Origin of the sequence: Microbulbifer flavimaris (genome assembly GCF_001641755.2) — a bacterium.
GTDB lineage: Bacteria > Pseudomonadota > Gammaproteobacteria > Pseudomonadales > Cellvibrionaceae > Microbulbifer > Microbulbifer flavimaris.
Genome location: NZ_LRFG02000002.1, coordinates 285,954 through 299,792, shown reverse-complemented (window position 1 = coordinate 299,792; position 13,839 = coordinate 285,954). Strand labels below are relative to the sequence as shown.

Sequence of the window (13,839 nt, the reverse complement as noted above, 5' to 3'; positions counted from 1 at the left end):
TATGCAGCTATTCCAAGTGACCATCGAGCCGCAGAGCCCGTTCGCGACTCCCCTGCGCGGAGACACGTTGTTTGGTCAGTGCTGCTGGGCTCTTCGCAATGATCGCGGGTCCAGCGTACTGGAACAAGCGTTGGAGGGGTATCAGCAGGATGCACCGTTTATGGTGCTCTCTGACCCCCTGCCGGAGGGCTATCTGCCTCGTCCATCGATGCCGGCGGCGCAGTTGGGGTTCGACCTCACGGACGTGTCGACCCGTAAAGCGCAAAAAGGGCTGCAATGGCTGCCACTGGCAAGCCAGAGCGAACCCCTACAACACTGGTCTCGGCATCTGCAGCCTGATCCAGTGGAGCGCAGGCAGTTGCCACGAGGGCACAACAGCCTCAACCGCCTGACCAATACCACCAGCTCTGGCGAACAGGGTTTTGCCCCTTACAGCGTTAGTCAAGAGTGGTTCGCTCCCGGTACCAGGCTGCACGTGTATGCGCTCATCGATGGCAGCCGTTGCGACCAGACGTTGTTGTGCTCGCTGCTGAGCAGTGTTGGGCAGTGGGGCTACGGCCGCGATGCCTCCAGTGGTCGAGGCCGCTTTGCGGTACTGGAGTGTCGTGAGTGGGAGTGGCAGGCACATAGCCATGCCAACCGCTGGCTTACCCTTGCCCCCTGCGCCCCGCAGGGGCAGCGATGGCTAACGCAACACTGCTATTACCGGCGTTTTGTCCGTTACGGGCGCCACGGCGATCGCGCCGTACAGACTGGTCGGCCATTCAAGAATCCGGTACTGATGGCGGATACCGGCGCCGTGCTGGCACCAGCCGAATGGCAGATCGGGCGCTTTTTGGCCGGCAGTGGCCTCGGCGGCGTGTCCGCTGCGATGCCGGGCGCAGTACAGCAGGGCTATGCACCGGTTGTACCGGTTTATGTGGAGGACTCCCCGTGAAGCCATTCTTCCAGCAGGAAACTTTGACACTGAGCACCCTGAGCCCGGTCCACCTCGGTTGTGACGAGCACTACCAGCCCACCGAATATGTCATGGAGGACGGCAACCTCTACGCGCTCGGCCAGCGAGCGCTGCTTGCCGCGCTCTCTCCGGAGCAGCTGGCCTCGGCCTGCGGCGCCGACTCATTAGTGGCGCTGCGGAGCCTGTTGTATCGCCAGCGCATGCAACTAATGCCGCATGCGCGCCATGTTGTGGCCTGCTCACCCGCATTGCAGCGTCACTACGAGCAGGTCGTGGACAAGGCGGCCCAGGTGGAAAGCCGGGGCCGTCGGGTTCAAAACAACCTGGAAATTCAGCGCACCGCTTTCAATCCCCACAGTCAGCAACCAATTATCCCCGGTAGCGGCGTCAAGGGAGCGATCCGGACCGCGCTGTTGGACGCGATCAATGCTGGTGCCGCCCTTTCACCGCCTGCCGAGAAATACCGAGAAGTACGCATGCCGCGCAGTCGCGAGCTGCAGCAGCAATTGCTGGACTATGAGCGGGTAGAGAGTGATCCACTGCGCCACCTCAAGGTGTCCGATGGCGTTAGTGAGTGTGCGAATGACCTGCCCCGCTGCCGGGTGCACTATGCCGTCAACCGCAAGCGCAAACCGGCCAAGCAGGAATCCCGAGCCAACCGCGGTCCGGAAAATCTGCTCGAGAGCCTGGCCGCCGGGCTTGACAATGCCTTTTCACTCGACTGGCAGCTCTCATCACAGGGGTTGCCCGGGGCTGACACCCTCGAGCAGCTTGCAAAGGTCTGCAACCGCTTTCATCTGCCGTTGCTCAGGACTGAGCTGGATAACCTCGCCATCCTGGGGATTGCCGACAGCGGATGGCTGACAGGTCTGCGTCAATTGTTGAGTGAAGAGCTGGCGACCGCATTGAAGCATGGGCGGGCGCTGTTACTGCGCCTCGGTCGCTATAACGGTGCGGACAGTAAAACGCTGAACGGAGTCCGCCACATCAAGATCATGGGGGGCAAAGGGGAAAAGCCCACCTTCCAGCCCGCACCCAAGACCTATTGGCTTGCCGCCGATGCCAAAACCCAGACCACTGGGCTACTGCCGTTCGGCTGGGTACTCCTGCGCCGCCCGGGCTGCCAGCTGCCGGCGACCGACGCCTTCCTCAAGCGCCTTGCCGCGCCGCTGCAGCAGCTGGCCGAGCAGGAAAGCGTGCGCAAACAGCAGCGCGATGCGGCACTTGCGCGTCAGGCGGAGGAGCGCGCCGAACGCGCCCAGCGCGAGGCTGAGGAGCGGGCCGAAGCGCAAGCCCGTTCTGCCGCACTCGCGGCCATGAGCGAGCAGCAGCGGAGTATCCACACCTTGCAGGAGCGGCGGGAGGCCGGTGAGGGCCGCGGCCAGGGGCCGGGCTGTGAATTGGCGAACGATCTGCGCGGGCTGATGCAGCAGGCAATTGCCGGCTGGTCCCCGGCAGATCGGCAGGCACTGGCCAGTGCCGCAAGGGAGATTTACCGGCACCTGGGTATCGATGTGAAGAAGAACAAGAAGGCCAAAGCGGCACTGAAGGAGCTCGCCGGTGACTGAATTACCCGTCGTCCGACTGCGATTTGAGGCCGAGGTCAAGCAACCGCTGGCGATCCCTTACTACGGCGGCTCCATGTTGCGCGGTGCCTTCGGTCACGCTCTGCGGCGCCTCGCCTGCATGACCCGTCAGCGCGATTGCAGTGGCTGTCCGCTAGTGCGCAGCTGCCCCTATACCCGTCTGTTCGCGCCGCCACCACCGAGCGATGCCCCGCTACACAACCTGCGCGAGGTGCCGCCACCCTATGTGATCGAAGCGCCAGCACCGGGCAAGCGCGAATGGCAGCCCGGCGAGAGATTCCACTTTCATATGGTGTTGCTGGGGCCGGCGCTGGCCGAGCTGGCGTTGGTGGTCGAGGCTTGGCGGCGTGCGCTCGCCGCAGGCCTAGGTCGTAATCGTAGCCGTCTCGACCTGCAGCAGGTCTATCGCGAGGCCGACGACGGAGCCCCCCCGCAATTGCTGTGGCAGCCGGGTGAATATGTCGAGACTCCCAAGCCCATGAGCATTGGTGAATTGGGCGAGGGCCAGGATGGATGCCTGACGCTGTGCTTGCGCACGCCACTGCGTCTCCAGCAGCGTGGTCGCATTCTCAGCCCCGACATGCTTGACGCGCGTACCCTGCTCACGGCCCTGTTACGCCGGCACAGCCTGCTGTCGCAGTTTTATGGCGTGTCCCAAGCGGTGGACAGCGCGGCGCTGGCACAGCAGGCATCGCAGGTGTCCTTGCACGGGCAGCTCTACTGGAGCGACTGGCATCGCTGGTCCAGCCGCCAGCGGCAGAAGATGGGCATGGGCGGCCTGCTCGGACAAATCACCCTGCAGGGGCAGCTGACCCCCTTTCTCCAGGCCCTGCACTGGGGCCAGTACACCCACATTGGCAAGAATGCCAGCTTTGGTCTTGGCCACTACCACCTCCAGGCGGCTGCCTGAATCGAATCCACTGAGAGCATGTCTATGAGCACCGTGCATATCTGTATCGTCACCGGCCAGCCGCTGGCCAACCTGCTGCCCATCCTGCAACTGCGTCCCACGGCGGTGGTGCTGCTAGTATCGGAGCGGATGCACGATGAGGTCGAGCCGTTCCAGCGTCTGTTACAGGGCCTGGATTGGCAGCCCAGAGTAAAGGCGGTCAATGGCTTGCCCGACGCCGGGGTCGCCGGTATTCGTGCGTGGGGAGAGCGGGTACTGCTGGAAGAGCTTGCCGAAGAGTTCGACAACGCCGAGTTCCTGCTCAATGCCACTGGTGGCAACAAGCTGATGGTGATGGCGTTGGCCGAGGTGTTTAGGGAGTTGGGCGAGCAGCTCGTCTATTGCGATACCACCCACGGCGCACTCGAATATCTGGGCCCCGATAGCGACACCACCGCGCTGCATGCGGACCTGCTCGATATCGACAGCTACCTCAAGGCCAATCGTATTACCCTGCGCAGTAGCAAGAGCGATGACGAGGACTGGCAGGAGCGCGCGGGCCGGCGCAAGTCGTTTACCAAGTGGCTGGCGAATAAGGTCGACAAGTTGCAGCCGATACTCGGCATGCTCAACAAGGTCTGTCACCAAGCCGGCGACAGTAACGGGCTGCTCCAGCAGCCGCGCCAGCAACTGCAGCGTATTCCACGTGCTGAGTTTGTCGCCCTGCTCAAGCAGGCGGCGGAACTGGGCCTGATCGAGTGGGATGATGCCAGCCCCGAGCAAATCGAATTCTGCGACCAGGACGCGCTCGACTACCTCCATGGCGGCTGGCTGGAGGAGTGGGCTTACTGGACTGCGCGCGATGCCGGCGCCCGCGACGTACGTCTCGGCTGCCAGTTCACCGATGACGGCCAGCGCAAGCGCGATGTGCGCAACGAAATGGACGTGCTGGTCTGCCACAACAATCGCCTGCTGCTGATCGAATGCAAGACCGGCAACCTGCGCAAGTACGGCAGCGATAGCGAGGTGATTTACAAGCTAAACAGTATTGCGGCGCGCACCGGCGGACTGTTCGGCGAGGCCTGGCTGCTGGCGGCACAACATCTGGACCGCGAGCGCAATGGCCGCAGTGTGTCTGCTAGCGGCCGCGCACTGGCCAGCAATATCACGCCATTTGATGGCGAACGGTTGAAGGAATTCTCCGCGCAGCTTCGTGTGTGGCTTGCAGCCGGTACAGCGATCAACAATAGAAGTTGAGGTTGCGTCAGACAAGGCCCCGGTGAAAAGGGGATTAAGGCCTCCACTATAGATACATCATTTTTCTCACTTTTATAAGAGAATTTCCCGCGAGAAAGGGGATTAAGACGTGTTGAACATGGTCTGGCGACCGAACTTCTCGCGTAAGAAGGGTGCCTCGCGTGAAAGGGGGTTACGACGGTTAGCCTTGACATGCAACACAATCTCCATCTGTAAGAAGAATGCCCCGCGCGAAAGGGGATTAAGACAAGTAGTTCGCTTGTGTATCTGTCGCGTGATTCGTAGGAAAAGTGCCCCGCGAGAAAGGGGATTAAGACATCATCATCTTACCAGCCGCCATTGCCTTATGAAGTAAGAAGAATGCCCCACGAGAAAGGGGGTTAAGACTTATACAGGCCGAAGAATAAGGCTTCGATGAAGAGTAAGAAGAATGCCCCGCGTAAAAGGGGATTTGTAATGCTGACCTTGTTTCTACGTCTTTCAGCTGCATTAAGTGCAGCCACCTGCTGATCCGCGCGCTAACTACCTGCCATCCACCTGTCACAATGCAAAAACTCGCAAGCTTGCCAACCGCGACCTGTGCCGGCCGCTGCGTAAACTTCGCCGCGAGTTAATAGCGCGCGAGCGGAGGTGAGGCAATGCCGGTGTTTACGACTGAGGGAATGCGCGTGTCCTGCGTCACCGTCATTGCGCGCGCTTATCCCGGGGAGCAGTTGCTGTTGCGAGCGGCCTATAGGCACCTGCTGACGCCGGCGCGCTTTCGTCTCATGCAGACCCATCCGGTGCCGGCGGCCGCGCTGTATGACATTGCCCGCAATACCCTGATAGCGGAGTATCTCCGTCATCACACGGCGTATAACCCGGATATTTTGCTCTCCAGTGCCGCCCTCGCCACCCTTCCTCCGCGGGAGCGCACCGCGCATTTATTGGCGCAGGCTTATGCCGACTCTTTCCTGGCTCCCATGGGGCCGCAGCACATCGATGCGCTGGCCCGGCGTGTCTTTACCCCCGCCCTGCGTCGCGACCCGGCCCGCTATGGCAAGTTATCAGACCGTTTCATCGAGCGTATTCATCCGCGCGAGCCGCGCACCGCACGCCTGGCTCTGGCTATGGCCATCGACCTTGAGTGCAGCGCCCGCGGTGTAAATACGTTTCACGCCCGCGACGGTATCTTCGAAATCGAGCTATATGCACCATTTGCAGCTGACCTGGCACGGGCAGCACTGAATGGTTGAGGCACCCCGCTCGCAAGCTTGCCACCACGGCCACAGCCACGGCCTGTCCGTACTATCGCCACTGTCGATTCACGACAGGGAGGCGCGACAGTGGCAGGGTTGGAGCAGCAGTGTACAACGGGGGGAGTATCGACCGCGGCCGGCTTGCAGGCGCATGGCATCTCAGCACTCTGGTACCTGGTACACCGGCTCCATGTGCCATCCATCCTCACACACGGCATCCTCAGTCATTGTCAGGCTCACGAGCGCGGGCTGGTACAGGCAGATATCTCCTGTGCGTCAGTACAGGCTCGCCGCGCCTGGCGCAGGTTACCCTGCGGCAGCGCCCTGCACGGATTCGCTCCGCTCTATCTGGTGCCCCGTAACCCGATGAGTTTTGCCCTGCGCCACCGGCTGCCGGAATTGTGTTTAGTACAGGTGGCAGTGGCGGTGGCCGACCAGCCGGGGGGCTACCTGTCGGATGGCAACGCCGCCAGCCCGCGCACGCGTTTTTTCCAGGGCGCGACAGCGCTCGCGCAGCTGCCCTGGGCAGTATTACGGGCGCGTTTCTGGTGCGATATGATCGACGGCCGGCGCAGCCGCTGCGCCGAGGTACTGGTGCCGGGGCGGGTGGATGCCGCGCATATCGAGCGTGTCCTCTGCTTTGACTCAGACACGCAGGCGGCGCTCGCCCGTGAGAATCGTCCTGTAATCCAGGCGCACGCGCTGTTCTGAGGGGGAGAAGGTGGCCATAAAAATCATTCGTGGAAATATTTTCAACAGCCGCTGCGCGGTGTTGGTCAACACGGTCAATTGTGTGGGGGTGATGGGTGCCGGCATTGCCCTCGAGTGCCGCCTGCGTTACCCGCAGATGTTTTCCCGCTATGAAGCCCTCTGTACCGCCGGTCAACTCCAGGTGGGCAAGCTGTGGCTCTATCGAGGCCCTGAGCGCTGGGTGCTGAACTTCCCCACCAAGCAGCACTGGAAGCAGCCGTCACGGCTGCAGTATCTGCGGGCCGGACTGGATAAGTTCCGGGACAGCTGGCGCGAGCGCCAGATCGAGTCCATCGCCTTCCCGTTGTTGGGCGCGGATCGCGGCGGCCTGTCAGAGCAGGACAGCCTCGCCATCATGCAGGAGTATCTCGAGCCGCTGCCCCTGCCGGTGGAAATCTATCGCTATGCGGCGGATGTCCCGGATGATCTCTATACAGAGACCCGCGACTGGCTGCGTCGCCAGGAGGTGGCCACGGTCGCCCGGTTGAGTGGTCTGCGGCCGCACTATGTCGAGCGGGTACTGGCGGCCATGGAGAGTCCGCATATCGTCCAGCTCAATCAGCTGGCGCAGGTGGACGGCATTGGCCTCAAGACACTGGAGGCTGTATTCCGTCTGGCACAACAGGCCCGTACCGGGCAATTCCCGCCGGCAGCGGCACAACAATCCTTATTGTGACCCGGCCGGTGCATCACCCTGACCGGGCATGCCGGAGCAAATGCCTTCGTGCGCTAAATACGGTATGGTTATGAGCCTAGTGGCATAAGCCGGGCGACAAGCGCTGTCATTGATTGATCACTTGTCAGGGGGTTGTCTAGTTCGTTGAAAAATAAGGAGAAAAGGGGAGGGTGCAGTAAGAAAAATGCCCCGCGAGAAAGGGGATTAAGACCCGATGGCAGCAACCGCCTTTACATCGTTGTAGGGTAAGAAAAATGCCCCGCGAGAAAGGGGATTAAGACATGACAGCAGCACCGAGGATGCCGTCACGGATTTGTAAGAAAAATGCCCCGCGAGAAAGGGGATTAAGACTCTTCAAGCTGTTCAATCTTCTCTTTGGCATAAGGTAAGAAAAATGCCCCGCGAGAAAGGGGATTAAGACACCTTGTCACGGGGCAGCTTGTAGGCACCGATCGGTAAGAAAAATGCCCCGCGAGAAAGGGGGTTAAGACTTGATCACTGCAATCATGCCGGCCACTTCCTTTTGTAAGAAGAATGCCCCGCGAGAAAGGGGATTAAGACCCATAGATATAGGCATCACGCTTATCAGGATCTGGAAGAAGAATGCCCCGCGAGAAAGGGGATAAAAGACGCCGCCCTGGGCTGAGAAATGTGGCGGCTGCGGGCGCCCAACATCCGGACTGGTATAATCCTGACGCTGACAGGAGGCCATCATGGCTGACAACGAATCCGAGCTGTTCAATCGCGTGGTGACCGAGCGACTGGGCGTGGCTAACCGGGCTTGGGCCAAGAAACTCTATGCCGAGTCAGATGAACGGCTGCGCACCGATCCTGAGCTGAAGGCGATGTGGAAAAAGATGATGGAGAGGACTGCCCAGCGCCGCAAGAACAGTCAGAAGTAGCGGCCTTTCCCGGCCTCCCCGACTGCGCACGCGGTTCGTTCCAGCGTTTTTGCGCCGCAGTTCCCGCGGGCCCAGAGGCATCGAATCTGTGCCAAATCGCGGCACAATCTCAGTAGAGCCCCTGCGAAGCGATTCACGGTCTGTCCAGCGCCGGCGGTAGCGTCTCCAAGCCGCCCTGGCGTGGCCGTTTCGTAACAGCTTTCTTTTGCGGCAAGCTCCATGCTGTTCGGCATTGAGTTCGTACGCCGCCTGCCCCACAACATCTCCATTCCTGGTCGCCCTTCCGATCTCGCAAGCTTGCCAATGCCGCCAGGAGCTCAGGCTCACGTTAACCTCGCTGCCGAATTGAAAGGAGGGCGCATGACGCGATATCTGGTAAGCCGGCATCCCGGAGCCTGGCAGTGGTTTGCTCAGCAGGGCATTGCCATTGATCGTGTTGTGACACATCTGCACCCGGGCCTGCCGCGGACGGGGGATGTCGTCTACGGCACGCTGCCGGTTGCGGTAATGGCAAAATTGCAGCGGCGTGGGGTCGGTGTGTACCTGCTGGTGCTCGATGTGCCGGCGCATCTGCGCGGTTGCGAGCTTAGCGCGGCCGACATGCATGCCTGTAATGCCCGCCTCGAGCACTACCGTGTCTGGAGGGTGACGCATGCACCTGTTGGTGAGTTATGACATCAAGCTGCCGAAGCGACTGCGCAAAGTGCACCGCACAATGCTGGCCTATGGCCGTCCGCTGCAGTATTCGGTGTTCGAATGTGCACTGAAGCCTGCCCAGCTGGAGGCATTGCGGCATGAACTGGCAGCGCTCATCGACCACGAGGAGGACTCGGTACTGATTCTGTCGTTTGGGCCTACCTGCATTACCCTGGGCTGTCGCCCGCCGCTGCTGGCGCAGCCACACCTGTTTCTCGATTGAGGAAGCAATGATGGCCACTCTGTATCTAGACCACCCCGGTGCGACGCTGCAGTACGCTGACCGGCGGCTCAAAATTCTTTGCCCGGAAAACGCCGTTGAGTCGCTGCCCCTGGGGAGTCTCGAACGGTTGGTGCTTACCAGCCGCTGTCAGCTCGATACCGGCTTGCTGCTGCAATTGGCCCAGCGCGGAATCGCCCTGTCGGTGCTGAGCCCGGGAGTGCGCAAGGTCGCTCTGTTTCAAGCACACACCCACGGCGACGCCCGCCGCCGCTACAGTCAGGTGGTCTGCTGCCACCAGTCGCAGGTGCGGCGCAGGCTGGCCGCCCTGTTGGTGGCCCGCAAGCTGCGCCAACAGGCTGCGCTATTGCGCTCAGTTGCCCGTGAGTGTCCTGCACATGCACGCGTCTGTGCGCAAACGGCAGAGCGGCTGCAGGCCTGCGCCGGGCGCCTCGCCGGCCGACCCCCGCGGTTGGCCCGCCTGCGTGGTCTCGAGGGAGCCGCTGCGGCCGCGTTTTACCGCAGTTACCGCTTGCTGTTTGCGCCGTCACTCGGCTTCCACGGTCGCAATCATCGTCCACCGCGCGATCCGGTCAATGCGGTGCTGTCGCTGGCATTCGTGCTGCTCACCCACGAGGCAGCGATTGCGCTCGCCACGGCTGGACTCGATTCGGCCATCGGCTTCTACCATGGCATGGGGTATCGGCGCCCCGCATTGGCCTGCGATCTCGCCGAGCTGTTTCGCCAGCGTGTGGCCCACTGGGTTTGGCAGTTGTTCCGCGACCGCACCCTGCGCCGTGAACACTTTCAGCACACGGAGCGGACCTGCCTGCTGGGCAAGGCCGGTAAGCAGGCCTTTTACCGCGCCTGGGAGCGGGGCAAACCGCAACTGCGCCAACGCCTGCAGCGGGAAGCCGCACGCTGGGCCAGCCAGTTTTCCGTCTTGCACCGGCGCTTCGCAAATGACGCGGAGGACTAGCCTTGCTATGTTTGGTAACCTCGTGGCATAACTCGGGCGACAAGCGTTGTCATTGTGTGGTCGATTGTCAGGGGGTTGTCTAATTCGTTGAAAATTAAAGAGAAAAAAGGAGGGTGCAGTAAGAAGAATGCCCCGCGAGAAAGGGGATTAAGACCTTACAATAGCATTCTGCGGTGTTGCGCTTACAAGTAAGAAGAATGCCCCGCGAGAAAGGGGGTTAAGACGCTACTATCTCCGCCCTTTTTGTGCTTCGCTTCAGTAAGAAGAATGCCCCGCGAGAAAGGGGATTAAGACCCTGCTTCACAGGCTTTGTGGAACAGCACCATGCGTAAGAAGAATGCCCCGCGAGAAAGGGGATTAAGACGGTTACAGCTTGAACTCTCGACTGTTGCGCTTGGTAAGAAGAATGCCCCGCGAGAAAGGGGATTAAGACTCTTCCTTCTTTGCTTCTTCAGTCGCTTCGTTAGGTAAGAAGAATGCCCCGCGAGAAAGGGGATTAAGACAAGTCGAGAAAGCCAAGAAAGAGAAGGAGAAGAGTAAGAAGAATGCCCCGCGAGGAAGGGGATTAAGACAGGTGCTTCCTTCTCAGCTTTCTGCTTCCCAATAGTAAGAAGAATGCCCCGCGAGAAAGGGGATTAAGACTGGTGGTTTAATTTCAGCTGGTTGAAAAGCTGTGGTAAGAAGAATGCCCCGCGAGAAAGGGGATTAAGACGGGTCGTTCCTGTCGACCAGCCCTTTCATGTGGGGTAAGAAGAGTGCCCCGCGAGAAAGGGGATTAAGACAGGGTATCCAGCACCGCGTTGATCTCGCGCATGAGTAAGAAGAATGCCCCGCGAGAAAGGGGATTAACGTCGCTCAATGCTGTGAGTCGGGATCATTTCGCTAACTGGGTTGTTGCTGGACTTGGGAGAATACATGCGTAATAACCTGATCCCCCTGCTGACGCTGTTACTGTTGATTACCCTATTGTCCTGGGGCAGTAGCGTGCATTACCGGCCGGGCAGTGCAGAGGTCGAGCGCCTCTGTGCCCTGGATAGTTACACCCTATGGCTGTCAGCGTGTGACGTACTTGCCGGGAGTGAGTGAACACGCAGCAGCGAAGAAGGCATCCCGGTGGTGCCATTGTCTGGCTCAAATAGCCGCGGCAGCGCGGTGTGTGTGCCTCTGAATCTGCAGCCCATATCGCTTGTTGGGCTCCGGCCTGATCCTGCCCGACACTGACAGCGGTCTAACGAGCCGGCTCCCGGCGCGCAGCGACCATGTGTGCGTCGACCCTCCTCGTGAATTTCGACGCACTTCTGTACCTTCGGTTCGTCTCCGCGGCGAACAGCGCGCGCGGGCACGTGGAGGTAGATGTCTCTGCCGACTCCGTCCTCCTCTTCCCCCGCAGCCACGGTCGTCAGCGTCGCCCAGTGCTGGCCGGAGCGGCGATGCACCGCAGTTGCAAGCTTGCGAATTGGGACGGCTTCCACCGGGGGGGCTATCTTGCCGGTCATGACACCGCCGGCGCCAATGCCGCGGCGAAAACCGCATGAGGACCCTGCCCATGAGCCTGCCCCCCGCTGCACTGAGAGACTTGCACCGTGCTCACGCGCTGCTGGAAAACCCCGGCCTCACTGCGCGGCTCAGCCACCTGCTTGGCGCGCCCATCGAGGGTGCGGTGCAGCGTCTACCCCGGCGTTTTCGGGCTGGTGCAATCAAAGCCAGCGAGGTGGCGCTGGGCCGGGCTGCCAGAGTGGCGCTGGGCACGCTTGCCGACCGGCCGGGAATCTCGACCGCCCCCCTGCCTGGGCGTTTGCTGGTGGCAACCTCGGGCGGGGTCGGGGGAGCGTTTGGCCTCGCTGGCCTGTCCGTGGAGCTGCCCGTGTCGACCACGCTGATGCTGCGTGACATCGGCGCCATCGCCCGCAGTGAGGGGGAATCACCGCGGGCACCCGCAACACGCCTCGCCTGTCTGCAGGTGTTCGCGCTGGGTGGCCCCGTCCCGACAGACGATGCGGCGGAGTCCGGCTATTACGCTGCGCGCCTGGCGCTGGCCAAAGCGGTCACCGAGGCACTGCAGCACGTCGGCGCCAACCGGGTGCTGGATGCTTCCGGTCCGGCGCTGGTGCGCCTGCTGACGCAGGTGGCGCAGCGTTTCGGTGTGCAGGTGACGCAAAAGCTGGCAGCTCAGACGTTGCCACTGATCGGCGCCGCCGGCGGGGCGACGGTCAATACGCTGTTTATGCAGCATTTCCAGCAGATGGCCCGGGGCCACTTCATCGTGCGCCGTCTCGAGCGCTCCTATGGCGCCGAGCCGGTGCGCGCCGCCTACGAGTCCCTGGGAGCAGGCATGGAGGTGCCGCAATGATCGTCGAAGTGATTTCGCCGGCAACCGGCAAGCGTTACCGTGTCCGTATTGATGGACTCACGGAAGAGGTCCTGGTCGATCTGGAGCGTGAATACGCCAGTGAAGAGCAGCTGCAGTCGCACCTGGAGGCGCTGCCGCTACCAGCAGAGGTCAAGTGTCTGTTGGCGCGGTTGGCCCGGGTGACCCTGCGCGTGGGGCGCCGCCTGCTGCGTATCGGCCGCCGCTTGCTGGAGATTGTGCTGATGTTGTGTGCCCGCTTCCCCGGTGCCGGCCTCGGCCTGCTCACTGGCGCGTTGCTGACTTATGTGGTGGCCTGCCTGCCTTTCCTCGGTGCCATCCTCGCTGATTTTCTCGGCCCACTGCTGATGCTGTTCGGTCTCGGCCGCGGGCTCTGGCAGGATCTCACCAACCGGGCGCCGGAGGCGGCCGCCACCATCGTTTCTGCTGTGCGCCCATTCACGACGATGCAGCAAGGGGGCGCTGCCAGTGGTGCCTGAACCTGTTGATCAATCGCTACGCGACTTCTTTGCTCAGGGTGACCAGCCTGTGCTCGTGGATGCATTCCGTTTTCGCGCACAGCTGGGGCTCGGCATGGCCGCTTACCCCTTGTTTGTGCGCCTGCGATGGTGCCTGCGCACACTGCTGGCTCTGGTCGTCGGTGCCGTCGGTTATGGGCTGGCGTTTCTGTTCTGGGGGCTTACGCTCGGCGTATTTGGTCGCCTGGGGGTTGCACTCGGGCTGCTGGCAGGGCCTGTGGGGTTGGCCGTCGTCGTCGCATTGCTGTGCGTGGCGATCTACACCGCCTCCGTGCGCATGTTGCGGGCGGTCAGGAGGGCCGCGGTGGTCGAGGTGCCCCACTATATCCGCACTCCGCTGCCGGAGCTGGCCCGTGAGCTCGGCGAGACCCTGGCTGAGATGCTGATGTCCATCGCCGGTGACGGGCGGCTGGGGCATACGCAGTGTCAGCGAGCTGTTACACGCTACCTGTCCCGCCATTGGGGCTTACACCCCGGTTTTGCGCGTACGTTAGTGGCCGCTCAGGCGTGTCCGTCGCGGCAGGGGTGCGCAGGTGCGGTCGCCCGGCTGCGCGCCCTGGCAGTAGCGGGGCAAATTGGCTTTGACAGCGTGGCCCGCGAGTTGCTGACTCAGGCCGACAGGATGGTGGACGACGGCTGTGCCACATTCCAGGCGGTGGCGGAACTGCGGGCCGCCCTGCAATGGCATCAACACTAGTCTGGGGCCGTTAAGGGCGGCGCGCCGCGAAAACACCGCACAATACAAGCCTGATTGTGAAAGCCCCCCTCGGCCCTCCTTGTCCGGTAGCCGGACATTTTTTCC

Annotated in this window: 15 protein-coding genes and 2 CRISPR repeat arrays; all 15 genes read left to right on the top strand. The window is 61.7% G+C overall.

Annotation, left to right across the window (positions count from 1 at the left end):
- Position 1: 1 nt before the first annotated feature.
- On the top strand, positions 2-937 hold the full coding sequence (gene csm4 / locus AWR36_RS16190) for a type III-A CRISPR-associated RAMP protein Csm4 (RefSeq protein ID WP_067082621.1): 936 nt from the start codon (positions 2-4) through the stop codon (positions 935-937).
- Positions 934-2,526 (top strand): RAMP superfamily CRISPR-associated protein, encoded by a 1,593-nt coding sequence (locus tag AWR36_RS06160; RefSeq protein ID WP_067082618.1) that lies wholly within the window; start codon positions 934-936, stop codon positions 2,524-2,526. Before csm4 ends, AWR36_RS06160 begins: the two co-directional genes overlap by 4 nt.
- Positions 2,519-3,454, top strand: coding sequence for a CRISPR system precrRNA processing endoribonuclease RAMP protein Cas6 (cas6, locus tag AWR36_RS06155; RefSeq protein WP_067082615.1), 936 nt, complete (start codon positions 2,519-2,521; stop codon positions 3,452-3,454). Before AWR36_RS06160 ends, cas6 begins: the two co-directional genes overlap by 8 nt.
- Before the next feature lie 24 nt (positions 3,455-3,478).
- The gene (locus AWR36_RS06150; protein ID WP_067082612.1) at positions 3,479-4,690 is read left to right on the top strand and encodes a Card1-like endonuclease domain-containing protein; all 1,212 of its coding nucleotides are present in this window, start codon (positions 3,479-3,481) and stop codon (positions 4,688-4,690) included.
- A gap of 638 nt (positions 4,691-5,328) precedes the next feature.
- Positions 5,329-5,925, top strand: coding sequence for a hypothetical protein (locus AWR36_RS06145; RefSeq protein ID WP_096866620.1), 597 nt, complete (start codon positions 5,329-5,331; stop codon positions 5,923-5,925).
- A gap of 90 nt (positions 5,926-6,015) precedes the next feature.
- Positions 6,016-6,639, top strand: a complete 624-nt coding sequence (locus AWR36_RS06140; protein WP_176491104.1) for a DUF4433 domain-containing protein — start codon at positions 6,016-6,018, stop codon at positions 6,637-6,639.
- A 10-nt stretch (positions 6,640-6,649) separates the two neighbouring features.
- A complete protein-coding gene (locus tag AWR36_RS06135) occupies positions 6,650-7,354 on the top strand; it encodes a macro domain-containing protein (RefSeq protein WP_067082603.1) in 705 nt (234 codons plus the stop codon).
- Between the two features lie 175 nt (positions 7,355-7,529).
- Positions 7,530-7,984: direct repeats of the CRISPR family, unit length 36 nt; unit sequence GTAAGAAAAATGCCCCGCGAGAAAGGGGATTAAGAC.
- An 83-nt stretch (positions 7,985-8,067) separates the two neighbouring features.
- The gene (locus AWR36_RS06130) at positions 8,068-8,256 is read left to right on the top strand and encodes a hypothetical protein (protein WP_067082600.1); all 189 of its coding nucleotides are present in this window, start codon (positions 8,068-8,070) and stop codon (positions 8,254-8,256) included.
- A gap of 360 nt (positions 8,257-8,616) precedes the next feature.
- Complete coding sequence (gene csx16, locus AWR36_RS06125; RefSeq protein ID WP_067082597.1) at positions 8,617-8,931, top strand: CRISPR-associated protein Csx16; 315 nt, start codon at positions 8,617-8,619, stop codon at positions 8,929-8,931.
- Positions 8,909-9,175, top strand: a complete 267-nt coding sequence (gene cas2, locus AWR36_RS06120) for a CRISPR-associated endonuclease Cas2 (protein ID WP_067082594.1) — start codon at positions 8,909-8,911, stop codon at positions 9,173-9,175. The genes csx16 and cas2 overlap by 23 nt, the downstream gene beginning before the upstream one ends.
- A 10-nt stretch (positions 9,176-9,185) precedes the next feature.
- Positions 9,186-10,151: a CRISPR-associated endonuclease Cas1 gene (gene cas1, locus AWR36_RS06115; RefSeq protein WP_067082591.1), complete on the top strand. Its 966-nt coding sequence runs from the start codon at positions 9,186-9,188 to the stop codon at positions 10,149-10,151.
- 118 nt (positions 10,152-10,269) lie between these two features.
- A CRISPR array of direct repeats spans positions 10,270-11,003; the repeat unit is 36 nt; unit sequence GTAAGAAGAATGCCCCGCGAGAAAGGGGATTAAGAC.
- Between the two features lie 63 nt (positions 11,004-11,066).
- Positions 11,067-11,237: a hypothetical protein gene (locus tag AWR36_RS16185; RefSeq protein ID WP_156417394.1), complete on the top strand. Its 171-nt coding sequence runs from the start codon at positions 11,067-11,069 to the stop codon at positions 11,235-11,237.
- A 460-nt stretch (positions 11,238-11,697) separates the two neighbouring features.
- Complete coding sequence (locus tag AWR36_RS06105; protein ID WP_067082585.1) at positions 11,698-12,501, top strand: EcsC family protein; 804 nt, start codon at positions 11,698-11,700, stop codon at positions 12,499-12,501.
- Positions 12,498-12,998: a hypothetical protein gene (locus tag AWR36_RS06100; protein ID WP_067082582.1), complete on the top strand. Its 501-nt coding sequence runs from the start codon at positions 12,498-12,500 to the stop codon at positions 12,996-12,998. Before AWR36_RS06105 ends, AWR36_RS06100 begins: the two co-directional genes overlap by 4 nt.
- Positions 12,991-13,734 (top strand): hypothetical protein, encoded by a 744-nt coding sequence (locus tag AWR36_RS06095; protein WP_141398480.1) that lies wholly within the window; start codon positions 12,991-12,993, stop codon positions 13,732-13,734. Before AWR36_RS06100 ends, AWR36_RS06095 begins: the two co-directional genes overlap by 8 nt.
- Positions 13,735-13,839: the final 105 nt, after the last annotated feature.

What these genes read in the sequence shown, in the direction of transcription:
- csm4 (WP_067082621.1), top strand. Translation starts at nt 2, where the DNA reads ATGCAGCTATTCCAAGTGACCATCGAGCCGCAGAGCCCGTTCGCGACT.
- AWR36_RS06150 (WP_067082612.1), top strand. Translation starts at nt 3,479, where the DNA reads ATGAGCACCGTGCATATCTGTATCGTCACCGGCCAGCCGCTGGCCAAC.
- AWR36_RS06145 (WP_096866620.1), top strand. Translation starts at nt 5,329, where the DNA reads ATGCCGGTGTTTACGACTGAGGGAATGCGCGTGTCCTGCGTCACCGTC.
- AWR36_RS06130 (WP_067082600.1), top strand. Translation starts at nt 8,068, where the DNA reads ATGGCTGACAACGAATCCGAGCTGTTCAATCGCGTGGTGACCGAGCGA.
- csx16 (WP_067082597.1), top strand. Translation starts at nt 8,617, where the DNA reads ATGACGCGATATCTGGTAAGCCGGCATCCCGGAGCCTGGCAGTGGTTT.
- cas2 (WP_067082594.1), top strand. Translation starts at nt 8,909, where the DNA reads ATGCACCTGTTGGTGAGTTATGACATCAAGCTGCCGAAGCGACTGCGC.
- cas1 (WP_067082591.1), top strand. Translation starts at nt 9,186, where the DNA reads ATGGCCACTCTGTATCTAGACCACCCCGGTGCGACGCTGCAGTACGCT.
- AWR36_RS16185 (WP_156417394.1), top strand. Translation starts at nt 11,067, where the DNA reads ATGCGTAATAACCTGATCCCCCTGCTGACGCTGTTACTGTTGATTACC.
- AWR36_RS06105 (WP_067082585.1), top strand. Translation starts at nt 11,698, where the DNA reads ATGAGCCTGCCCCCCGCTGCACTGAGAGACTTGCACCGTGCTCACGCG.
- AWR36_RS06100 (WP_067082582.1), top strand. Translation starts at nt 12,498, where the DNA reads ATGATCGTCGAAGTGATTTCGCCGGCAACCGGCAAGCGTTACCGTGTC.